This window comes from Arsukibacterium sp. (assembly GCF_033722355.1).
GTDB lineage: Bacteria > Pseudomonadota > Gammaproteobacteria > Enterobacterales > Alteromonadaceae > Alishewanella.
On the sequence record NZ_JAWVZF010000004.1, the window covers coordinates 16,938 to 39,094 of the forward strand.

The 22,157-nt window shown below is 49.9% G+C and carries 19 protein-coding genes; 9 read left to right on the plus strand and 10 right to left on the minus strand.

Annotated elements, in window-relative coordinates; translation table 11 throughout:
- Nucleotides 1-300 precede the first annotated feature (300 nt).
- The 3 genes from fabV to R3177_RS00985 form a co-directional block, all read right to left on the minus strand.
- The gene (fabV, locus tag R3177_RS00975; protein WP_318969176.1) at nt 301-1,494 is read right to left on the minus strand and encodes an enoyl-ACP reductase FabV; all 1,194 of its coding nucleotides are present in this window, start codon (nt 1,492-1,494) and stop codon (nt 301-303) included.
- A gap of 126 nt (nt 1,495-1,620) precedes the next feature.
- On the minus strand, nt 1,621-1,953 hold the full coding sequence (locus R3177_RS00980) for a BolA family protein (protein WP_318969177.1): 333 nt from the start codon (nt 1,951-1,953) through the stop codon (nt 1,621-1,623).
- Between the two features lie 129 nt (nt 1,954-2,082).
- Nucleotides 2,083-2,706 (minus strand): alpha-ketoglutarate-dependent dioxygenase AlkB family protein, encoded by a 624-nt coding sequence (locus R3177_RS00985; RefSeq protein ID WP_318969178.1) that lies wholly within the window; start codon nt 2,704-2,706, stop codon nt 2,083-2,085.
- 32 nt (nt 2,707-2,738) lie between these two features.
- Between R3177_RS00985 and R3177_RS00990 the strand changes: the two genes are divergently transcribed.
- The 5 genes from R3177_RS00990 (at nt 2,739) to R3177_RS01010 (ending at nt 6,813) form a co-directional block, all read left to right on the plus strand.
- A complete protein-coding gene (locus tag R3177_RS00990; protein WP_318969179.1) occupies nt 2,739-3,893 on the plus strand; it encodes a methyltransferase in 1,155 nt (384 codons plus the stop codon).
- Nucleotides 3,894-3,897: 4 nt separating this feature from the next.
- Nucleotides 3,898-4,449 (plus strand): YajG family lipoprotein, encoded by a 552-nt coding sequence (locus R3177_RS00995; RefSeq protein ID WP_318969180.1) that lies wholly within the window; start codon nt 3,898-3,900, stop codon nt 4,447-4,449.
- A 4-nt stretch (nt 4,450-4,453) separates the two neighbouring features.
- A complete protein-coding gene (locus R3177_RS01000) occupies nt 4,454-5,035 on the plus strand; it encodes a peptidylprolyl isomerase (RefSeq protein ID WP_318969181.1) in 582 nt (193 codons plus the stop codon).
- A 54-nt stretch (nt 5,036-5,089) separates the two neighbouring features.
- Complete coding sequence (locus R3177_RS01005) at nt 5,090-5,410, plus strand: hypothetical protein (protein WP_318969182.1); 321 nt, start codon at nt 5,090-5,092, stop codon at nt 5,408-5,410.
- A 62-nt stretch (nt 5,411-5,472) separates the two neighbouring features.
- Nucleotides 5,473-6,813 (plus strand): AmpG family muropeptide MFS transporter, encoded by a 1,341-nt coding sequence (locus tag R3177_RS01010; protein WP_318969183.1) that lies wholly within the window; start codon nt 5,473-5,475, stop codon nt 6,811-6,813.
- Between the two features lie 58 nt (nt 6,814-6,871).
- On the opposite strand, the gene R3177_RS01015 is transcribed toward R3177_RS01010, so the two are convergent.
- Nucleotides 6,872-7,114: a helix-turn-helix domain-containing protein gene (locus R3177_RS01015; RefSeq protein ID WP_019675992.1), complete on the minus strand. Its 243-nt coding sequence runs from the start codon at nt 7,112-7,114 to the stop codon at nt 6,872-6,874.
- Nucleotides 7,115-7,619: 505 nt separating this feature from the next.
- On the minus strand, nt 7,620-7,961 hold the full coding sequence (gene erpA, locus R3177_RS01020; RefSeq protein WP_318969184.1) for an iron-sulfur cluster insertion protein ErpA: 342 nt from the start codon (nt 7,959-7,961) through the stop codon (nt 7,620-7,622).
- Between the two features lie 178 nt (nt 7,962-8,139).
- On the opposite strand from erpA, the gene R3177_RS01025 reads away from it, so the two are divergent.
- From R3177_RS01025 to hemL, 4 genes are all read left to right on the plus strand, one after another.
- Nucleotides 8,140-9,843 carry a chloride channel protein gene (locus R3177_RS01025; RefSeq protein ID WP_318969185.1) on the plus strand — a complete coding sequence of 568 codons (1,704 nt, stop codon included), beginning with the start codon at nt 8,140-8,142 and terminating at the stop codon, nt 9,841-9,843.
- Nucleotides 9,840-10,277, plus strand: a complete 438-nt coding sequence (locus tag R3177_RS01030) for a CopD family protein (RefSeq protein ID WP_318969186.1) — start codon at nt 9,840-9,842, stop codon at nt 10,275-10,277. Before R3177_RS01025 ends, R3177_RS01030 begins: the two co-directional genes overlap by 4 nt.
- A gap of 90 nt (nt 10,278-10,367) precedes the next feature.
- The gene (locus R3177_RS01035) at nt 10,368-11,372 is read left to right on the plus strand and encodes an aspartate carbamoyltransferase (RefSeq protein ID WP_318969187.1); all 1,005 of its coding nucleotides are present in this window, start codon (nt 10,368-10,370) and stop codon (nt 11,370-11,372) included.
- Between the two features lie 51 nt (nt 11,373-11,423).
- Nucleotides 11,424-12,704 carry a glutamate-1-semialdehyde 2,1-aminomutase gene (gene hemL, locus R3177_RS01040; RefSeq protein ID WP_318969188.1) on the plus strand — a complete coding sequence of 427 codons (1,281 nt, stop codon included), beginning with the start codon at nt 11,424-11,426 and terminating at the stop codon, nt 12,702-12,704.
- Here hemL and R3177_RS01045 read toward each other — a convergent pair.
- The 5 genes from R3177_RS01045 to hrpB all read right to left on the minus strand — a co-directional run bounded on the left by R3177_RS01045 (nt 12,701) and on the right by hrpB (nt 22,157).
- Nucleotides 12,701-14,773, minus strand: a complete 2,073-nt coding sequence (locus tag R3177_RS01045; RefSeq protein ID WP_318969189.1) for a winged helix-turn-helix domain-containing protein — start codon at nt 14,771-14,773, stop codon at nt 12,701-12,703. The two genes, hemL and R3177_RS01045, sit on opposite strands and share 4 nt — an antisense overlap.
- A gap of 91 nt (nt 14,774-14,864) precedes the next feature.
- Nucleotides 14,865-15,113: a hypothetical protein gene (locus tag R3177_RS01050; RefSeq protein WP_318969190.1), complete on the minus strand. Its 249-nt coding sequence runs from the start codon at nt 15,111-15,113 to the stop codon at nt 14,865-14,867.
- A gap of 125 nt (nt 15,114-15,238) precedes the next feature.
- Nucleotides 15,239-17,398 carry a winged helix-turn-helix domain-containing protein gene (locus tag R3177_RS01055; protein ID WP_318969191.1) on the minus strand — a complete coding sequence of 720 codons (2,160 nt, stop codon included), beginning with the start codon at nt 17,396-17,398 and terminating at the stop codon, nt 15,239-15,241.
- Between the two features lie 36 nt (nt 17,399-17,434).
- On the minus strand, nt 17,435-19,690 hold the full coding sequence (mrcB, locus tag R3177_RS01060) for a penicillin-binding protein 1B (RefSeq protein ID WP_318969192.1): 2,256 nt from the start codon (nt 19,688-19,690) through the stop codon (nt 17,435-17,437).
- Nucleotides 19,674-22,157 (minus strand): ATP-dependent helicase HrpB, encoded by a 2,484-nt coding sequence (hrpB, locus tag R3177_RS01065; protein WP_318969193.1) that lies wholly within the window; start codon nt 22,155-22,157, stop codon nt 19,674-19,676. The genes mrcB and hrpB overlap by 17 nt, the downstream gene beginning before the upstream one ends.

Sequence of the window (22,157 nt, forward strand, 5' to 3'; positions counted from 1 at the left end):
CGGGTCTAGTTTTTCAGCTGCAGCTAGCGCAGCGCACCTGATTTGATTAATCCGACCAGTGCGGCGATTAATTTTTAACCAGATACACGTATTAAAGTCGCGAATTCTAGCATTAAAGCCAGCGGCTATCCATGGTGCAGCGTAAAATTATCAGCAAAATCATTAGCAGGCGGGCGGCTGAAACAGAGCAGCCTGTATGGCCTCATCCCTACTGCTGTGGCGAGATTCACCGATATATCACACTGTGTTGTTTCCATACAGCAAAAACAAAAGCCGCCCACGGGCGGCTTGTCAATTCGACTAATTGGCGAGGTTAGCCAACGGCACCATCGGCGTGACATCAGCGTCGTAATCCACATCGTCATAGCCAAAACCAAATAAATGCAGAAACTCTGTGTGGTAACCCTGATAATCTGTCAGGCTGTCAATAGACTCGGTTGTTACCTCATTCCAGAGCGACGCAACTTTGTCCTGAACGTCGTCGGCCAGCTCTTTGCCATCCATTCGCAGTCGGCCAGCTTCGTCCAGCAGCGGTGTATCGCTGTACAGCCCCTGGCGGAACAAACCATTAATCTGCTCAATACAGCCTTCGTGGCTGCCTTGCTGTTTCATCACCCGGTACAGTAAGGAAATATACAACGGCATAATCGGAATAGCTGAACTGGCCTGTGTCACCAATGCTTTTAGAGAAGCCACATAGGCTTTTGCTTTAACGTCACTTAGTTTGTCGCGAATTGCGCTGGCAGCACGATCCAAATCTTCTTTGGCCCGGCCAATGGTTGCTTTGCCATAGATTGGCCAGGTCAGTTTTTTACCGATATACGTGTAAGCAACTGTCTGGCAATTTTCTGCCAGCACCCCAGCGGCATGCAGCTGATCTAACCAGCGCTCCCAGTCTTCACCACCCATAACTTTAACGGTGTTAAATATCTCGTCATCAGAGGCCGGCTCAACAGAGACTTCTTCAATTTCCCGCTTAGTCGTATTCAGGTTTTTCGCTGTATAGGCCTGACCAATAGGCTTTAATACGGAACTGTATACTTCGCCACTGACCGGATCTTTACGCCGCGGCGCAGCCAGGCTGTATACCACTAAATCGATTTTTCCCATTTCACTACGAATAAGATTAATCGCTTCGGCTTTTAATTCATCGGTAAATGCATCGCCATTAAGATGTTTATTCCACAGACCTTCGGCTGTCGCGGCCTGTTCAAACGCTGCCGTGTTATACCAGCCAGCTGAGCCGGTTTTGTTTTCTGTTGGAGCCTTTTCAAAAAAGATACCCAGAGTGTTTGCCCCAGACCCAAAAGCGGCAGTAATCCGTGATGCCAGGCCATAACCGGTAGAGGCACCAATGACCAGGACATTTTTCGGACCATTGGTTAATGGCCCCTGTTGTTTTACATAGCTGATTTGCTGTTTTACATTCTCGGCACAGCCTACCGGATGAGCGTTAGTACAAATGAAACCACGAATTTTCGGTTGAATAACCATAGAAAGTCCTGCTGTTAGCTCGCTAAAAAATTATGCTAGTGTAAAACTTTAACGCAGAAAACAGGTCTGATCAGCCTGTTTATTTTTTTTTCGGCTAAATTCAGCACCTGTTGATGCCGCTATCACTTACAGCGAGGCTTTATCAGCCTTACTGCCACCAAAGCATTTGGGTGAGGCAGGTGGCTTTTCAGCATAATATTCATACCATTCAGAGGGAGTATAGGTGTGCAGTGCCAGCGCGTGAATTTTTTCTGCCAGTTCTTCTGCCACCACGGCGTTTACCGCACGGTGACGTGCCAGAAGACGCATTCCGTCAAATGCCGGAGTCACAATCACCACTTTAAAGTGGGATTCAGCGCCAGCGGGAACATTGTGTTTGCTGCTTTCGTTTACCACATCCAGAAACACTGGCTCAAAAGCATTAAGTAATTTTTGTTCGATCGCTGTATGAATTAGCATAAGGTTGTCATCCTGAACAGGTTATAAGGCTGATCTTAGTAAAGCCCGCTGGCATTGTCTCCCGCTATTTTACTTTTTACAGTCGGCACCAGCCTAACGAGCTGGTCAAACTACTAAAAATAATTTTATCTAAGCCGGCGGCACAATATATCGAAAAGTTAGGTTCAGCCGTGCTGCACTGACCCGGCTTTGCTTGGGTAAGCGATGCTGCCAATACTGCTGGCAGTCCCCGCCCATCACCAGTAAACTGCCATTTGCCAGCGCTAACTGCAGTTGATGGCCGTCTGTCCTGTGTTTCAGGTCAAAGCGGCGGCTTGCACCTAAACTCAGGGATGCAATTACCGGTGTCCTGCCCAGTTCAGGTTCATCGTCAGCGTGCCACCCCATATGCTCAGTACCATTGGCATACAGATTAAGTAACACGCAATTAAACGGGTGTCCGAGCATATCCGTTAATTTGGCAGCCAATTGCTGTACCAGCGGATGCCAGAGCTCAGGGGCAAAGCGGACGCCCGAATACTGATAACTGCAATGAGCGTCACCCATCCACACCTGGCGCCGCGGTATTTTAACGACCTTACCATAAATTCGGATTTGCTCCTGACGCCAGCTTAGCTCTGTTGTCAGCCTGGCCTGCAATGCACTGGCCTGATGCGCTGGCAGCCAGTTAGGCCAGACGCTAAGTTCGGCATTGGGCAATAAAAAGTGCCGGGCATCTGCTTTGCAGTTGTCGCTGTTCGTCTGGCATGTCAAAATGTGGTTCTCTCTGCTAAAACGTTGTCGCTATGAATACCCAATTTCAGTTTGGTCAGATCAGCCTGACCCTCCGGCGCTGGCCATTAAATCAGCCAAATCGCAGCTTACAGGCCTGGGACGCCGCTGATGAACTGCTGATAGACGCAGCAAAAACGGCCATTGCCAACTATGGTGCAACGCGCTCTGGCCAGCCAAACTTACTGTTAATCAATGACAGTTTCGGTGCCCTGTCCTGCGCTCTGGCTGACTGGCCCCAAACCAGCAGTACTGACTCTTTTCTGGCGCGTCAGGCTGTTGCTCATAACCGGGCAGACAATAATATCACTCAGCAGCCATTTAACAGTATCTGCAGCCTGGAAACGCTGCCTGAAAACGCTGACATTGTGTTGATAAAGCTGCCGAATAATCATAGTTATCTGAGTTTTATTTTAAGCCAGCTGGCAGCAATTGTCAGTCCTGACACCATAGTACTTGCAGCAGCTAAAGCCAAAGACATTAGCCGTAATGTCCTGGAAATGTTTAACAGCCAGCTCGGTCCGGCCGAGGCATCACTTACCGTTAAAAAATGCCGGCTGATCCGCTGCCAGCCTGAACCGGGAAAGGCACAACCACATTTTCCAATTAGCTGGCCGCTGCCAGAGACTGATTTTACCCTGATAAATCATGCTAATGTTTTTGCCCGTGAAAAGCTGGATCTAGGGGCCAGATTTTTGTTACAACACTTGCCTTGCAGCACAGCTGGTCAGCGGGTTATCGATTTGGGCTGTGGTAATGGCGTTCTGGGACTGATGCTGCTGGCAAAGCAGCCCGAGACCCAGCTACTGTTTACCGATGAATCGTATATGGCCGTCGCCTCGGCCAGAGCCAATATTGAATTGAACCTGCCACAATGTCTGCGCCAGTGCGAGTTTATCGTCGACGACTGTCTGGCTGGTCAGCCGGATCAAACGGCTGATCAGATTATCTGTAACCCTCCTTTTCATCAGCAACACACTGTTACCACACATATTGCCAGCCAAATGTTTATTGCCGCCAAACGGGTATTGAAACAGGGCGGCCGGTTGCGTATTGTTGCCAACCGACATCTGAATTATCAGCAACAGCTGCAACGACTTTTCGGCCACTGTCAGCAGCTGGCTGCTAATCCAAAATTTGTCATACTCGAAGCCATAAAAAGGAGCTAACCAGATGCGTACCCTGTTGCTGTGTTTACTATTGCTTGCAGGTTGTGCCAGCAAGCCACCACGCTTAATAGTCAGTCCTCAGGTGTTCTGGCCGCAAGCACCGTCACTGCAGCAAAGCGCTTTCAGTTTTTATCTGCTGGATCAGCGCTCCAGTCTGAACACTCTGGTGATCCAACGCGGTGATACCACCAAAGGCTATGCCACCGCCAATAATCTCAGAGCAGAGCTGGAGCAAACCATTGCCGATGCATTAAGAGCCCGCGGAGCGACGCTGACAAACCAGAGCGATCGCTCGCTGACTATCCAGATAAATCAGCTGCAAGCCAGAGTAAACCAGCGTCCGCTCGATCATGAAGTAGTAAACCGGGTAACGATGACAGTGTTGGTGGAATATAACGGCAACAGTTTTTCCAAAGCCTACAGCGGTGATAGCCGGCAGATTGCCCCCTTTAAAGCAGACATCGCCGTTATTGAACGTGAACTCAGGGTATTAACCGAGCAGGTACTGACCGATCTGCTACGTGATGAAAGCTGGCAAAAACTTCTGCGAGGATAAGATAATGCGTCTATGGTTCATCGTTGCAATGTTGCTGTGTGCCCTGCCGTTACACGCTGGCAAATTTATGCAGCCGGACAATCTTTACCCCAGGGTAAAACTTGAGACCTCACTGGGTGATATCGTTGTCGAGCTGGATCGCAGCCGAGCGCCTATTACCGTCAATAATTTTTTAGGTTATGTAAAAACCAATGCTTATAACAATACGGTTTTTCACCGGCTTATTGCTGATTTCGTTGTTCAGGGCGGCGGATATGATATGCAGTTTCAGGACATTGAGCAAGGCAAGACCATTTTCAATGAGTCCGGAAATGGTCTGAAAAACCAGTATGGCAGCATTGCCATGGCAAGGTTGTCTGATCCACACAGTGCCAGCAGCCAGTTTTATATCAATCTGGCCGACAATGACAGCCTTGACCCGGGTTCGCGCTGGGGTTATGCCGTATTTGGCCGGGTAATTACCGGCTTTGAGGTGCTGGATAAAATCAATGCACTGGAAACTGAAACCAGTGAAAAGCTCGGCTGGCCAGACGTGCCGCGCGAACCTTTGCTATTAAAAACGGTACGCTTGCTGCCAACCGAGTAAAACCCGCTATACTTGCCTTAATTGTTGTATTCCCGGCAACAGTTGAGGCTAGCAATGTCAGAGCGGTTTATTGAACTTAAATCCCAGCAGCTGGTTTACTATGTGTCCCGCTTTTTACGGGGGCGGTTGGCCCATAACGAGCTGCATATCTTTATCTGGGATACTCTTGAAGAGTGGTCCCAGTTCGATCTGCTTGCCGGCGCACCCGGCAGCCTCAAAGAGCAGGTGTTCTGGCACCTGATGCATCAGCTGGAATACTGGCCTGCCTGTCGCCTGCAGCATGATCATCAGCTGCGCAGAAGCATTCAGGATTGTCTGAACTTTTTGCGGGGTACCGGGCGCTGTCCGTTAAATTGCATTGGTGTCCGGCCGTAATCACTTGACCAGAATTATCAGCAAGGTAAGCTAACCCTATCGTTTGTGTCCGGAAATTCGTCTTGACCTCCTATTTTGGCTGGCTTTCAGGCCTGCGCATCTATTTTCAGCGCCAGGTGTTAATCATTTTTGTGCTGGGGTTTTCCAGTGGCTTACCGTTAATGCTGGTATTTGGCGTGTTGTCATTCTGGCTCAGAGAAGCAGGCGTTTCTAGGGCCGATATTGGCTATTTCAGCTGGGTCGCGCTGGCGTATGCAGTCAAGTGGCTCTGGTCGCCACTGGCTGATAATCTGAAAATCCCGCTGTTATACCATTGGTTGGGCCGCCGACGCAGCTGGTTGCTGACCTCACAACTTGCAGTGGCAATTGCGATTGGCTGCATGGCATTTACTGACCCGCAGCAGAATTTAGCACTAATGGCTGCGCTTGCGGTAATGCTGGCATTTTCGTCTGCCACTCAGGATATCAATGTCGATGCATTCAGGATAGAAAGTGCTGTCGTTGAGATGCAGGCGGCATTAGCTGCTGCGTATCTTACCGGCTACAGGCTGGCGATGATTCTGGCATCGGCTGGTACGCTGTGGTTAGCCGCATTATTTTCCGACGGCAGTGCTTACGATCTATCAGGCTGGCAACACGCCTATCTGGTGATGGCACTGTGTATGTTACCCGGCATAGTAACCACCCTGCTTTGTAAAGAACCGGTCAGTGGTCTGCAACAGCAGCAGCATACTGATGGCAGCCTGCTACAGCGTTTCGCTGGCTGGCTGCGGCACGCCGTCATTGCCCCTTTTATCGATTTTTTTTCCCGCTATAAATGGCATGCCCTGCTTATTCTGGCGTTAATTGCGTGTTACCGGCTGACTGACGTGGTAATGGGCGTTATGGCCAACGCATTTTATGTTGATATGGGGTACAGCAAAGAAGAAGTTGCCAGCATCTCAAAAATTTTTGGCGTGATCATGACCTTAATCGGGGCAGCCCTTGGCGGCGTGTTAATTAACCAATTCGGGATTATGAAAATATTATTTGCCGGTGCTATTTTAAGTGCTGCCACCAACCTGTTGTTTTCGGCGCTGAGTCAGATTGGCTATGATTTAATGTGGCTGACTCTGGTGATTTCTGCCGATAATTTAAGTGCCGGTATCGCAACCAGCGCTTTTATTGCCTATCTGTCGTCGCTGGTTAATTTAGCTTTCACTGCGACCCAGTATGCGATGTTCAGCTCTCTGATGTTATTACTGCCAAAGTTTACCGGCGGTTTTTCCGGCCAGTGGGTTGATCATTTCGGTTACAGCAATTTCTTTATCATGACCGCTGCGATGGGTTTGCCGGTACTAATCCTGATAGCGTTACTGGCAAGAGCCAACCTGAGACGTCAAAATAAAAAAGCCACTGAATAGTGGCTTCCTTGATTACTGCTCTGTGCCTGAGTGCTTTATCATTTGCAGGCTTTCATTCTCAGGCGCTTAGCACCTGCTTTAATCCTTCAGTAGGATCAACTTCCAGCGCCTGACAATAACGGACATATTCAATGACATCCAACCGGCGCTCCTGATTTTCAACTTTACCGATAAAAGAATGAGGTGTCCCTAAAATTTCTGACAAGCTACGCATGGTATGGCCTTTGTCCTGTCGCTGTCGTTTCAGCCAGACACAAAGACGTTTATTTTCGTCTGAAATTACACTTTTAGTACCTTTCATATGTTTTCTGCTCCCAGCGTGTTACGCTTTTATTATAGTAAACAGCCTTCCTGCGAAATAAAATCCAAACCTTATTGCCAATGCAATAAGCAAGTTAAAGCAATTAATTAAACCATAGGATGCGACGAGCGTATAGCTACATGCGTTAAAAAATGTACAATGACTTTACATTGGCAGAAAACAGCGGCAAAGATAATAGCGCAAGCCGCCGGAACTGGATGGTAGCGGCGGAGTTCCCGAGGTTAAAAAAATGGTTAAAATATTGTTCTTAATACCTTTATTGATGTGTGCAATCTGGTATTTGTATCTGCAGCAAAATAATTGGACGTTAGCTCAGGGCAAAAAAGGATTTATTTATATAATCAGCTTCAATCTGGTGATAGCGTTGGTGCTGACCCTTTTGGTGTTTGCCACCCGGCCATAAAATACAACAATGGTCTAAAAGCAACTTTGCCGGATAAACCGGCAAGATTGTCTTTATAAATTTACAAAATGTCTACTTTTACTAAACAGAAAATGACGAGCCACAACCACAGGTGGTGGTTGCATTCGGATTTTGGACAATAAAACGGCTGCCTTGCAGACCTTCTGTATAATCGACGACCCCGCCCATCAGATACTGTAAACTCATTGGATCAACAACCATAGAAACACCCTGCTTTTCCACGGTTAAATCGCCTTCGTTTACTTTCTCATCAAAGGTAAAGCCATACTGAAAACCTGAGCAGCCACCGCCAGTAATATAAACCCGTAATTTCAGGTTTGGATTATCTTCTTCACTTACCAGCATCGCCACCTTGCGTGCCGCGGCATCAGTAAATTCTAAAGGGATTTGCATATCTGACATGGGCGCTCCAACTGGGGTTACAACAGCGCCGATTATCTAATACCTGACTAATTTATTCAAGTATTAAGCCCGTTACGGCCAAACTAAAATTGGCGATGAGCGAATGTGAGTAATTAATATCTGCGTTCTCAGATGCTTATGTTAGACTTAAGCCATCGTTTAATATTCCTGCTTATCTATGCGACAATGGCGAGACTGGCTGCCCGGATTGCAGCGCCGATTAGCACTCCCCCGGACCTCCTTACAGCTGTGTCTGCTGGGTATGCTTGGCGGATTGATCGCCGCTCTGCTGATTATCATTTTCCGGCTTGCTATCGTCGCGCTGCAACAACTGTTTCTGGCTAAAACGGATGATTTCTCCAGTGCTGATCCGGAAATTGTCTGGTTATTGCCACTTGGCGGGGCATTACTTATCGGGCTGCTCGCACTGATTACCGGTTATCGCCATTACCGGATGGGCATCCCTTTTGTTATCCACCGGATAAAAACCCGGTATGGCATCATGCCGTTTCGTAATACCCTCACTCAGTTTTTTGGTGGCATTATTGCGCTGGTCAGTGGTTTTTCTGTCGGTCGCGAAGGCCCGTCAGTGCATTTGGGTGCTTATGGTGCGAGCACAGTAGGTCGCTATCTGCAACTTCCCTATAATAGTGTCCGCATTCTTGCCGGCTGTGGTATCGCCGCCGGCATTTCCGCTTCCTTTAATACACCGCTGGCGGCGGTAATTTTTGTAATGGAAGTGGTGTTACGTGAATATCGGATCCACGTTTTTATTCCGATAATGCTGGCATCGGTGGTGGGGGCACTGGCTACCCAGCTGGTATTTGGCCATGACCGGGAGCTGGCATCGTTGAATATCATCGCCATCAGTATCTGGCATTTTCCTTACCTGATTATTTGCGGCATTGTATTTGGTGCCGTGGCATTTGTGTTTAACCAAAATCTTATGCGATTGATAAGACTAGTTAAAAACTGGCCACTACTGCTCAGACTCGCTCTGGCCGGCGCAGTGACCGCCGCCGTGGGTTATCTGATACCCCACGCCATGGGAGCCGAAACCGGTGCGATATTTAACGCCGTTAATCACCCGGGTGACATGCAATTATTGCTGGTCATCTTTATTGGTAAACTGATCCTGACCATTTTCGCCCTGGGGTTGGGTGTGCCAGGTGGTGTAATAGGCCCGGTATTTGGTATGGGTATCGTGCTTGGCACCCTGCTGGCAATCGTACCTGCCATCTTTATTGGCGATAGCAGCACCGCAGGCACTTATGCAGTGCTGGGGATGGCTGGTTTAATGGCCGCCACATTGCACGCGCCGTTAGCCGCGCTGCTGGCCGTTATTGAGCTGGCATCAAATCAGCAAATTATATTACCAGCGATGGTGGTCATCATCACCGCTTATGTTACGACGGTGCAGTTTTTTAATAATAAATCCATCTTTATGATGCAACTGGACTTTATGCAAATGCCTTATAAACTGGCACCGGCAGACGATATCCTGCAGAAAGTCGGGGTGCTGGCATTGCTCAGTAAAGAATATGTGCTGCTGCATAACCCGGATGACAATGCTGTCCGCCAGCAACTGGCTCAGTTACAGCCTCCGGTTCAGTTATTGCTAAAACGCCCGCAGGGCGACAGTATCGAATTTGTAGCGGCCAGTTACGATGTCAGTCTGTCGCTAAGTGGGGATAGTGTAATCCGGTATCAGGATATAACCGGGCTGTCACATCAGGCGACAATGGCTGAAGTATTTGCGGTGCTGGAAGATGAGCGCGATGGACTGGTTTATATTTATCAGGATTCTCCGACCGAGCCCATTGGTATTATCCGTTGGGATCAGGTTCGCAGCCTGCTGATTAAACAGAATAATTTACTATGACTTTAATTTTGCTCTACAAAGCACTTCATCTTTTTTTTATGGTGGCCTGGTTTGCCGGTATTTTCTATCTGCCAAGGCTATTTGTGTATCATGCCCAAACACGCAGTCCCGAGTGCGCTGAAACTTTTAAACTAATGGAGCGTCGTCTGCTGTTGTTTGTCACCCCTTTTGCCGTTCTGACTCTGGTTTTCGGTGTGTTACTGATTGCTGCTTATGGCAAAGCCTGGTTTGCGGCCAGTGGCTGGTTACATATTAAACTGCTGCTGGTGCTATTACTGTACGGCTACCATGGCTGGTGTTTTAAATTACTGGCCGATTTCAGAGCTGACCGCAATCGGCGCAGCCCGCGCTTCTACCGGATTTTTAATGAGTTGCCGGTACTGCTGCTGCTCGTCATTATTTTACTGGCGACATTCAAGCCTTTACTGCAGTAAACTCGCTTTTCGTCATCGCTTTTGCGTATAATAGCGGCCACTTTGCGTCCGCTGCGGCGCCTCATGGCAAATGTTAAGTGAGTACTGACAATGAGCTTCAAAGGCCAGCATATCCTCTCTGTTAAGCAATTTGACCGCGACAGTATTACCCGGATTTTCGATATTGCCCGCCAGATGGCACCTTATGCCAGCCGTAAAAAAAGAACCCGGGTACTGGAAGGGGCGATTCTGGGTAATCTGTTTTTTGAGCCCAGCACCCGCACCCGGGTTAGCTTTGGCTGCGCGTTTAACCTGCTTGGCGGTGAGGTCCGGGAAACCACCGGCATGGAGTCATCTGCGCTGTCCAAAGGCGAATCGTTGTTTGACACCGCAAGAGTTATCAGCAGTTACAGTGATGTTATCGCAATGCGCCACCCACAAGCCGGTTCAGTCGCAGAGTTTGCCGAAGGCAGTCGGGTACCGGTACTTAATGGCGGTGATGGTGCCAATGAACACCCCACTCAGGCTTTACTGGATCTGTTCACCATTGAGAGAGAGCTTGCCGCGTCAAATCTTAAAATCGATGGTATGCATATTGCCATGGTCGGTGACTTAAAGTTTGGTCGCACCGTCCATTCGTTATCTAAACTTCTGTGTTTGTATCGCAATATTAAGGTCACCCTGGTATCCCCGGCAGAGCTGGCAATGCCTGATGACATCATCAGCAGCCTGTCCGATGCCGGTCATCAGCTGGTTATCAGCGATAAACTGGAGGGTCATTTAGGTGCTGATATTGTTTATCAAACCAGGATCCAGGAAGAACGCTTTCCGTCGAAAGCCGACGCGGATCAGTATCGCGGTAAGTTCCGGTTAAATCAGGAGATTTATACCCGCTACTGTAAATCGAATACCGTTATTATGCATCCGTTACCGCGAGACTCGCGTATCGAAGCTAATGAGCTGGACAATGATTTAAACCTGAACCCTAACCTCGCCATCTTCCGGCAGGCTGATAATGGCGTGCTGGTAAGAATGGCTTTGTTTGCGCTGACCCTGGGTGTGGAACACATTGTCAAAGATTACGAGTGTGCCGTCCCCTGGTATAGCAATAAATAGGCTGGAGCTTGGGTCAACCGCACTCCCCAATAACACAGAACGGAATTTACTATGTCATTATCTGAAACCCTGTTTCAACGGGCCCAGCTGACAATACCAGGTGGTGTTAATTCACCGGTGCGGGCATTTAAAAGTGTTGGCGGCACGCCGGTTTTTATTGAGCGCGCCGACGGCGCCTACTTATTTGATGTTGATGGCAAACGCTATATTGACTATATCGGTTCCTGGGGGCCCATGTTGCTGGGGCACAATCATCCGGCGATTCGCGACGCCGTCATTCAGGCCGCAGCAAAAGGTCTGAGCTTTGGTGCGCCCTGCCCGGCAGAAATTGATATGGCAGAAAAAATTGCCCAGCTGGTACCATCAATGGAAATGGTCAGGATGGTTAGTTCTGGCACCGAAGCGACCATGAGTGCCATTCGGTTGGCCCGGGGCTACACTGGCCGTGATACCATTTTGAAATTTGAAGGTTGTTATCATGGCCATGCCGACTCATTGCTGGTGAAAGCCGGCTCCGGCGCACTGACTCTGGGTGTCCCCAACTCCCCTGGCGTGCCGGCAGACTTTGCCAAATATACGCTGACCTGTGAATTTAATAATCTTGAGCAGGTAGAACAGATTTTTGCCGATAAAGGCGCTGATATTGCCTGTATTATCGTTGAACCGGTTGCCGGAAATATGAATTGTATTCCACCTGAGCCCGGGTTTCTGGAAGGGCTGCGCCGGATTTGCGATCAGTACCAGAGCGTGCTTATTTTTGATGAAGTGATGACCGGTTTTCGGGTCGCGCTGGGGGGCGCTCAGGCGGTGTATCAGGTCACGCCCGATCTGACCACACTGGGCAAAATAATAGGCGGAGGTATGCCAGTTGGCGCTTTCGGTGGCAAACGGGCCATCATGGAATACATAGCACCATTAGGCCCGGTATATCAGGCAGGCACCTTGTCGGGTAATCCAATTGCAATGGCGGCAGGCCTGGCAGCGCTGAATGAAATCAGTAAGCCGGGCGTATTTGACAAGCTCAGCGCGAAAACCAGTCAGTTACTGACCGGTATCGGCGCGGCGGCGCAACAACATGGCGTGCCGATGACGTTTAATCAGGTTGGCGGTATGTTCGGTTTTTTCTTCAGTAACGAAGTAAGGATCAGTAATTACCAGCAGGCAACGCAGTGCGACGCCGCTGCCTTTAAGCAGTTTTTTCATCTGATGCTGCAGCGGGGGATTTATCTGGCACCATCAGCGTTCGAGGCAGGCTTTTTATCACTGGCGCACACGGATGATGATCTGGCCGCAACAATAGACGCCGCAGCCAGCAGCTTCGCAGCGCTTTAACTGCGATTTTGCAGCCAGACAATATCAGTGTCATAGTGTCTTGGCTGCACACTAAATAAGTTGCCGGCATTGTCGCTGTGAATTTCCAGTGGCAATGCTTTTGCCGGCCAGCGATAACGGTGCCGTTGACCACTTTCCCAGTCGTAACTATTAAGCTGCCACTGTTTCAGATCTAACCAAAGCAACTGCGTATTATTACTGGTCCACTGCTCTGGCAGGATCTGCTGCCAGTTTATACTGACCGGCAAGACTATTAGCCGCTGAGGATCGTTAGCGGACCATAATGCCAGCTCATCACTGTTATAAAACTGCACAACTAACCCGGTTGCAGCACATTTAACATTAACCACCCCCGACAACAGCACTACCGGGTTTGCTAAATCTGACATTAACTGCCAACCGTCGTTGTTTTGCTCTGTCCAGTACAACGTATTATGGCAGCTTTGGTAGCGACCCGAGACCGGCCTTCGATTCACCACTGACAGGCTGCCATCAGTTAACGCTAACTGGTATAACTGATTATCGATTACTGACAACAGTTTGTTCTGATGCCAGAACAACTGCTGGATATACTGGCCACTGGCTAAGCGTGACAGCTGGCGGCTATCTCCGGCCTGTGACAACCAAACCTGATTATCGCCAATTCGCTCTGAGACAAAAGCAAGTTGCTGGCCATTGGCCGCAAACAGTCGTTCATTCCGGTTACTGGTTTGCCAGCTTTGCTCGCTGCTAAGCTGGCCGCCTGCAAACGTCAGGGATACGATATCTGTTACATAATCGAGATATTGGGTGGCCAGAATACGCTGCTGATAGCGCTGCGGCTGCGTTAATCCCAACGTCATAGGCCCGAGACTCAGGTGTGTCTGGCTGTCTAAATTGTATAGCTGCAGTTCGCTGTTATGCAGAGTCAACAGGGCATGTTGCCGATCCCAGTCGCTGCCGGCAATAATCTGATTGTCAAAATTACCAACTTTTTCCAGCTGTTTGTGCGCCAGATCTATCCGATATAACCGGCTGCGGGAAAAATCCTGCTGCACAACCAGATAGAGTGATGAACTGACCACTAACAGCTGCTCTGCTTTATACCATTTTTTTGGTAATGTTATTAGCCTGGCTATGTTGCCATCCGCACTGCGGTGCCATAATTCATACTGGCGGGAATCCTGAGCATAATCAATCCAGTACCAGTTTTGTTCAACAATTGCTAATCCTTGTACCACGACCTGCTGACACGGCATGATTTTTTCAGCAGGTGAAAACTCAGGCAGCACTTGTTGCCGATAAAAGTAGCATTGCTGCTCGCTGTCCACCGCCCGGAATACCAGACTGTTATCATTCAGCCACAAAGGCTGGCTTACGGCCGGGTAGAATGTGTTGCTGTAAGTGACTTTTAAACTAATCAGGTCCTGACGTGCCAGTTGTTGCGGTGCCGCTTCAGTGTCGCGATGCCAGTAAAAAACATTCTGCTGTCCGGGTTCCAGTGTCGCCCAGAACTCCTGACCGGTTAATGCGCTGAGCGGTTTGACCGTATCCGGCAGCTGCATCAACGGGGTGACCGTAACGCTGGCCAGCAGATAGGCTAAAGCCGCACCACCAACTATCAAAGCAGTGCAGACAGCGCTGATAAACCGCCATGGCAGCACTTTTTCTTCGATAGCAACGGGCTCCGGTAGCTCAGCACCGGTTCTGGCACGACTATGCATTACCGGCTGGCGCTGAATGCTGGTCAGCGGCTCTATATGACAAAGCCACCGGTAGCCCTTTTTGGCAATCGTCGCAATATACACGGGTGATTTAACATTATCACCCAGCACTTTACGCAACGCACCGACCGCACGCATAACAGCCGCATCTGTACCTTCCGCAGACGGCCAGACGTTGTTAATCAGGGTATCTTTATCGAGGATCTGATCCGGATGCAGTAAAAAATAATTCAGCAGACTATGCAATCGCGGTTCTAACACCACCGGCTCGGCGGTGCTGGAATCCGGTTCGGCAGGCAATAGTTGGCCATAAGCCGCCTGATAGTACCAGTCGCCAATTTTTACCAGTGGTTCTAAATTTGACATTAAGCTCCGCCTGACTAAAGGGTCACGGCGGATTATACCTTAAATGACTGAAAAGTTGAGTGTATCCGCTTTTGAAACGGCTTCAGTTTGGCTAAGCCAACCGGGCTTCATCTTTTTTATCTTTAGGCGTGTCTTTATCGTCACTTGGTTTTGGGAGGGAAGGAGCAGTGGGTACTGGCACAGGAGAACGATCTTCCGGATCTTTACAAGTCGGCCACCACGGACAAGCATACAGCGTGTCCGGCAGTAAAGGCTCATTAACATATCCACTATTGTTAGCATTGCTGGCACTTAGAGTCAGGGTAGAGGTCATAACGAATATTTTAAAAGCGTTTTTCATGATCCAATCTCCGAGTGAAATTCAGTTGTTGGAGTCACATTGTTGTGCTCAACGGGTAAGACCCTACTCCTGAATCCAAAGTTAAACTCGATGATTTTTCAATAAAACCCTTATAAAACGTCGATCTAAAAACTTATTTCAGCAATATCAAAATCAGCTCTGACTGCTTCGAGAACAAACACTTCAGTCTCATCAACCGAAATACTATAGCGATTGTGATACAAATTATCGTCAATTACTTCTTTTCTGACCGTACCCGTATTTAAGTCGTAATAACGGAGCTGGTACTGGGTATCCTCAAGTAAATATGTGAAATAAAATCCATGTCGTCGCAAATCAAATTTAAACAGCATCTGATCAGCCGTCGTACCTAAATTCAGCTCCCTGCTGTCGCCATTGCTGTATTCAATAACAAAGCGCTTCGAGTTGGCGTCGCGCCAGATAGCGTAATCCGCATTAAAACTTTGGATATATAGCTCACGATCCGTTGCCAGCAGACGCCTATCAGATTCAGTATCCACCGGCGCCGCCATAATATTCCAGCGTCCCTGGCGCGACTGCGCATAGAATACTTCCTTGCCATCCCGGCTCCAGGCCGGATTAGCAACAATCTCACCCTCCTGCCCCACTATCTGCTTTAGCTCACCATCAAGCGTTAATTGCCAGATACCGCTATTTAAATGCAGTAATAACTGGCTGCCATCCGGTGAAAATACCAGGCTGCGAATTCTTTCATTGGACGCAAAATCAGTCAGTTGCTGTTGACGGCCATCGGCATAAAACAGCCAGACCTGAGCCTGACCGGAACGCCGTGATACCACAGCAGCAGGTCCCTCAGGCAGTGGGCTGATTTCAATATATATTTCGTTACGATTTGAGCTGAACATCAGGCTTTTGACTGATTTGTCAGAAATCAGTCTGTTGTTAATTTTTTTAATGTTGGTATGTGAAAAAAAGCCCACTGATGCGTAAATTTTACCGCTAACAGCGCCCAGCTGTATTTCACTGGCCTGGTTATCGGTATAAGCCAGCTCACGGCTCTCGCCAGTGGCCACATCAACAATACCCAACGAGGTCGGACCCGACGGATAAATAATACTGACATCATCAGGAGTCCAGTCGATATTACCCGGATAAGCATCGTCTATCTGCACTAACAGCCGGGTTGCCCGGGTGGTTAAATCAAGCAGCCAAACCTGGGCAGTTCCGGCGGCATCACGGATAAAGGCAATTTTATCACCCGAGCGCGAATAGCGCCCGGCATAATCACCAAAACTGCTGGCTGGCGGTACAGTCAGTTGTTCTGGGGTGCCGCCGGCCAGCGGATACATCATCATCACCATCTGCCGTTGCACGGGGTCCAGACTCGGGTAGACAATATAGCGGCCATCAGGTGACCAGCTGACACGGGCTGAGACTGATTCAGGGGTGCAGGCCGTCAGCAGGGTGTCTGATTTAACCGCCATCTGGTCAGGCTCAAGTTCGATTAGACGGATTTCGCAACCGCGGTCCGGCAACATCCTGTGATAAGCAATTTGCCGGCCATTGGGGCTAAAAGCGGCACCAAGACTACTGACATTTTCACTGGTTATTTGCACCCGTTTATGGCTTTGTAAATCCTGCAAATTAAGTACAGCTATTTGCTCACTGCCTTCTTTAGCAAAACTAAACACCAGATAACGCTCATCAGGTGACACATTATGATAGAACTCCAGGCCATCAAGCGAGGTAATGGGTTTATAGCGCCATAACGGGATACTGTTGTCCTCTGTTATCTGTTGTCCGGTCATCGGCTTTAACCATAACAACCAGCCGGACAAGATCAGCAAAGAAACTAATACCCCGGCTGCCCAGAAAAACGTACTCTGGTGTGGCCTGAACGCTGTGCTGGTTGGCGATGCTATTGCTGCAGCATTATTCTCAGGGTCAGCGTTTGCTGGTATTTCAGCCACATTGGCAATAAACCGGTAGCCGCGTTTGGGTATCGTTTCTATATAGCTGGGTTGCCGGCTATCGTCTCCGAGTGCGACTCTGATTGCCCTTATCACCCGCATTACCCGGCCATCTGAGACATCGCGGATGCCCCAGACATCAGAAAGCAACTGGTCTTTGGTGACCAGATCACCTGCATGAGCGATAAAGTAATTAACGACTTTCTGGCCCAGATTATCTAATGCTGCTGTCGCGACTATCCGGCCATGCTGGTCAAGCTTTACCAGCTTGTCCTCTTTGGCCAGATAATGCCACTCTCCCACCAGTAATGATCGTTCGGGTTTTATTTCCATAATAATGTGCGTGTCACACCCTGAATATCTTTCGTATTAAAATGAATTGTCACAGGTTAAATCCTGATGCATTTCAGCCGATATTGCCGGTAATAACAATATGTTAGGGCAATTTTCTGCGACAGGAGCCCCACTGCTGGCAGAAAACGCCTGAATATGAACCTGGTCTGGCAGGTAACGAATGATTGACTGGGCGCCATGCGCTCTGAAATAGTCAATAAACAACGGCAGCGCGCCGGTGCTACCTGTCAGACCTATCGGTTTATTATCATCCCGTCCAAGCCAGATTGTCAGTAGCGTTTGCTGATCAAAGCCGCTAAACCAGCTGTCCCTGTAATCACTGGATGTCCCGGTTTTCCCCGCAAACACGGTCATCGGTAACGCCTGTTGTAATGCTTTAGCTGTCCCGGTCTGAGTGGCCGCTATCAGGGCGTGTTGCAGCAGATAAATACTTTGTGCAGAATAACGGCTGTAGCGCTGACCCGGCCGCTGATACAGCCGGTGACCATCCTGATCCGTTACCGCCTGCACCGTTGCCAGTGCCTGGTACACACCATCGTTGGCAATGGTCTGGTACAGCTGGCTCACCTCAAGCGGGCTTAGTTCAATAGCACCTAATAATGCAGCAGGATGTAAGTTAACCCGCCTGTTTAGTCCCAGCTTGCGCAAGCCGTCACTGACTGCCGGCATACCCAGTTGCAAACCAAGCCGCACTGTCGGCACATTTAACGAGTCAGTTAACGCGGTAAACAGATTAACCCGGCCACGGTAAGTTTTATCAAAGTTCTGTGGTTGCCAGTCCTGATCATTGGAACGTAAACTCAGCGGTTGATCTTCCAGCACTGATGCCAGAGAAAACCGGCCAGGTTGATTCAGTGCTTCCAGATAAATAACCGGCTTAACAATACTGCCTATTTGCCGCTTGGCATCCAGCGCCCGGTTAAACCCGGCAAAACCCCGCTCGCGGCCGCCGACCAGTGCCTGAATTTCAGCGCTCTGGTAATTCACTACCAGCATCGCAGCTTGCAGTTGCTCATCCTTATTCTGTAAATGACGTTGCACTGTCAGTTCTGCCTGCTGCTGAGCGCTGGGGTCAAGAAAGGTAAATACCTTAATGCCACTGCTCAGTAACTGCTGATCAAAATTAATCTGACGTAACTCTTTTTTGACTGCATCAAGATAAGCAGGAAAACGTGCGTTCAGATACTGGCCTCGTTCGACCACTCGCAGCGGCTGACTGAGCGCCTGCTGATATTGCTTAGCATCAAGCAAATGATGCTCAAACATCAGTCTTAGTACCAGATCACGGCGGGTGAGCGCCCGCTCCGGATAACGTCTGGGGTCATAATAGGAGGGGCCCTTCAGCAAGCCTATCAGCAACGCTACTTCATCTGGTCGCAGCTCAGTAATCGGTTTGGCAAAATAAAAGCGGCTACCCAGACCAAAACCATGGACAGCAGTCGCATGATTCTGGCCCAGAAAAATCTCATTCAGATAGGCTTCAAGTATATGGTCCTTACTAAAACGATAATCGAGGATTAACGCAATCATCGCTTCATTCACTTTGCGCAGTAATGTCCGGTCACTGGACAGATACATATTCTTGGCCAGCTGCTGGGTTAATGTAGACCCTCCCTGCACCGTTCGCCCGGCAATAATATTAGCCCACAGTGCGCGTATCACCGATAATGGTGATACGCCACGGTGATGATAAAAATCGCGGTCTTCCACCAGCAGCAGACTTTCCTTTAACAGCGTGGGAACCTGCTCTAAGCGCACCAGTTCCCTGTCTTCCTGATGCGGCGACAACATATGCTCAATTAACTGGGGCTCAAGCCGCGCAAAATTCACTTCCTGCTGTTGCCGGTAACGGATCCGGTTAATACCGCTGCTGTTAAATTCGACACTGAACAGAGCTTCAGGCTCCATGCCATCTATATAGGTAAAAGCCCGCCGGTAAACCGTGATATGGTTGCGCGATACGCTATATTGTCCGGCGGCTGTCATTGCCGGGTTACGTTGATACTGTAGCTGCTCTAATTCCGCCTGCAACTGAGCCGGCGTTAATGGCTTACCGGGAAACAGCTCAAGACTGCGGCCATAAATTTGTGCCGGTATCTGCCATTTCTGACCGGCAAAAGCCCGGGTGACTTTACTGTCGAGATAGATGAGATAAGTTACCAGTAAAAAAAATACCGCTAATGCCAGTTTCCCCATGGTCAACAGCGATTTGTACCACCAGGGTTTCATTTTCGTTTTCGGCAGACGGGCGCCTTTACTTCGGGTTGACATCGCGTAACATCGCCTTTTTAGTCTTAGTCGTTGGCTGGGCCCCGGCCGGGTCGTCCGGCCAGTAATGTTTAGGGTAACGCCCCTTCATTTCTTTTTTAACATCCTGCCAGCTGTTTTGCCAGAAGCTGGCCAGATCGCGGGTAACCTGCAACGGCTGGCGCCCAGGTGAGAGCAGAGCAATGGTCAGGGCAATGGCGCCATTTAACACCACGGGCGTGGTAAGTTGACCATACATTTCCTGAACTCTGACTGAAAGCAGCGGACCGCCAGGATGCAGATAATCAATATTCAGCCGGCTGCCTGCGGGCGTCTGCCAGTATTCCGGTAGCAACTGCTGTAGCTGCTGCTGTTGCCGGAAGTTTAATCTGGCCAGCAGCAGGGGCTGTAGCTCCAGTTGCATCAGCTGGTTCTTTTTCGTGATATTTCCCAGATAAGGGCCAAGCCAGCTGGCAAGCTCTGACAATAATGCTGCCTGGCTAAAATCAGGCAGGACATCGGTACCCAGCTGCTGTCGGAGCAGTTCGACTCTGGCGCATAAGCTTTGCGCGGATTCTGACCAATTCAGCTCGGCCAGGCCCCGCTGGCTAAGATAGCCCAACCACGCCTGCTGACGCTCTGCTGCGCTGATGTTGTTCTGAACCGGCTGGCGTTGCAAAACCAGTTGGCCAAAACGGCGCTGACGTTCACTGCTGAAGCTACCCGTCTGGTCATTCCAGCCGGTTTTCAGTAACCAGGGCAGCTGTGACTGCCAGTCTGCCAGAATATCATCCAGTTCAATTGCCACAGCATGCCTGATCCGGTTGTGTTGCTGCCACTGCTGAATATCCAGCACCACCAGAAACTCCGTGTCCTGCAGCGGGTGATCCGGGACAAGATTGGCCCCGGCACCGCCAGCCAGCAGATAGCCCTGGCCACGGCGCTGCGCCAGTTGATCCGGAAACGCCCGGAGTAATAGCAAAGGCAACCACTGTAATGGTAAAGGGACACCGCTGGGACACCCGAGACGCCGGGCAAACTGCTGCGCCTGCTGATATTGCGGCACGTGTTTACTGCGGGCCAGGTATTGCAGCTGCGCTGTCAGGTTTGCCGTAAGATTGCGGCTATCTTCCAGCAAGGCTGCCGTCAATGCCGCCAGCCACCCCAGCCCGGGGATCTGCGCCTCCCGTTCTGCCGCATATAACAGCATATTGGCCAGACGCACTGAACTGCCGGTTCGATATAACCGCCGGCCAAAAGGGGTAATAAGGCCGGCGTCATCGATTGCACCAAACTGCTGCAACAGGTTACTGGCCACAGCCAGATGTGCCGGCGGCGGCGGGGTTAACCAGCAGATATCGGCAGGCTGACACCCCCAAACCGCCACTTCAAGTCGCAGCTGCGTCAGCTCAGCCAGCTCTATTTCTGCCGGCTCAAAGGCCGGCCGCCGTTGCCACAACTCAGCACTATCCAGCCGGTAACATTGCCCCGGAGCCTGGCGACCGGCCCGGCCTGCGCGCTGAATGGCAGCAGCCTGACTAATTGGCACGGTTTCAAGTTTGCTAAACCCATGACGTGGATGAAAGCTGGCACGCCGGCACAGGCCGGTATCAATCACCTGTGTTACGCCGTCGATGGTTAAACTGGTCTCCGCCAGATTGGTCGCCAGCACAATTTTATAATGACCTGCTGGCGGCGCGGCAATGGCGGCCTGCTGCTCAGCCAGGCTCATAGCCCCAAGCAAACTATAGATAGTCAGATTAGCTGGCAATGGCTGGCTGGCCAGAAACTCGCGGGCCTGATTAATTTCAGCCTGGCCTGGCAGAAAAACCAGAATATTGCCAGAGGCGGTATTAAACGCGGTCAGCGCCAACCTTGCCGCTTGCAGTGCCACAGGCTCGCTGCCGGGTTTAACATAGTTAATATCAACCGGGTAGCTCTGACCTGTGCTGCTGAGCACCGGCGCCTCAAGATAACGCTCCAGTGCAGTAACATCCAGCGTGGCAGACATGACCAGAATCTTCAGATCGTCCCGTATCTGCTGTACCTCAAGGCTCAGCGCCAATGCCAGATCAGCATGCAGGGACCGTTCATGAAACTCATCGAAAATCAGCAGGCTGACACCAGTAAGCTCAGGATCCTGTTGCAGTTTTCGGGTTAGAATACCTTCAGTAACAATCAGCAGGCGGGTAGCCGCTGACTGACAGCTATCATGCCGTATCTGGTAACCGACTGTCTGGCCCGGGCGTTCATTTAATTGCCGGGCCAGATAAGCGGCGATAGTTTTTGCCGCCAGCCTGCGTGGTTCCAGCATTATGATCTGGCCAGCTGCGAAGGTCTGTTGCTTCAATAATTGTAACGGCAGCCAGGTTGACTTACCGGCACCCGGTGGTGCCGATAGAATCAACCGATTAGTGCCTTGCAGCAACTGACAAAGTTGTGGCAGTACTGCGGCTACCGGTAATGCTGAGGCTACCTCGTGTCTTGTCAC

What these genes read in the sequence shown, in the direction of transcription:
- R3177_RS01030 (WP_318969186.1), top strand. Translation starts at nt 9,840, where the DNA reads ATGACTTTAATTTTGCTCTACAAAGCACTTCATCTTTTTTTTATGGTG.
- R3177_RS01045 (WP_318969189.1), bottom strand. Translation starts at nt 14,773, where the DNA reads ATGTCAAATTTAGAACCACTGGTAAAAATTGGCGACTGGTACTATCAG.
- R3177_RS00995 (WP_318969180.1), top strand. Translation starts at nt 3,898, where the DNA reads ATGCGTACCCTGTTGCTGTGTTTACTATTGCTTGCAGGTTGTGCCAGC.
- R3177_RS00990 (WP_318969179.1), top strand. Translation starts at nt 2,739, where the DNA reads ATGAATACCCAATTTCAGTTTGGTCAGATCAGCCTGACCCTCCGGCGC.
- fabV (WP_318969176.1), bottom strand. Translation starts at nt 1,494, where the DNA reads ATGGTTATTCAACCGAAAATTCGTGGTTTCATTTGTACTAACGCTCAT.
- R3177_RS00980 (WP_318969177.1), bottom strand. Translation starts at nt 1,953, where the DNA reads ATGCTAATTCATACAGCGATCGAACAAAAATTACTTAATGCTTTTGAG.
- R3177_RS01035 (WP_318969187.1), top strand. Translation starts at nt 10,368, where the DNA reads ATGAGCTTCAAAGGCCAGCATATCCTCTCTGTTAAGCAATTTGACCGC.
- R3177_RS01055 (WP_318969191.1), bottom strand. Translation starts at nt 17,398, where the DNA reads ATGGAAATAAAACCCGAACGATCATTACTGGTGGGAGAGTGGCATTAT.
- erpA (WP_318969184.1), bottom strand. Translation starts at nt 7,961, where the DNA reads ATGTCAGATATGCAAATCCCTTTAGAATTTACTGATGCCGCGGCACGC.
- R3177_RS01015 (WP_019675992.1), bottom strand. Translation starts at nt 7,114, where the DNA reads ATGAAAGGTACTAAAAGTGTAATTTCAGACGAAAATAAACGTCTTTGT.
- R3177_RS01050 (WP_318969190.1), bottom strand. Translation starts at nt 15,113, where the DNA reads ATGAAAAACGCTTTTAAAATATTCGTTATGACCTCTACCCTGACTCTA.
- hemL (WP_318969188.1), top strand. Translation starts at nt 11,424, where the DNA reads ATGTCATTATCTGAAACCCTGTTTCAACGGGCCCAGCTGACAATACCA.
- mrcB (WP_318969192.1), bottom strand. Translation starts at nt 19,690, where the DNA reads ATGTCAACCCGAAGTAAAGGCGCCCGTCTGCCGAAAACGAAAATGAAA.
- R3177_RS01005 (WP_318969182.1), top strand. Translation starts at nt 5,090, where the DNA reads ATGTCAGAGCGGTTTATTGAACTTAAATCCCAGCAGCTGGTTTACTAT.
- R3177_RS01000 (WP_318969181.1), top strand. Translation starts at nt 4,454, where the DNA reads ATGCGTCTATGGTTCATCGTTGCAATGTTGCTGTGTGCCCTGCCGTTA.
- R3177_RS01025 (WP_318969185.1), top strand. Translation starts at nt 8,140, where the DNA reads ATGCGACAATGGCGAGACTGGCTGCCCGGATTGCAGCGCCGATTAGCA.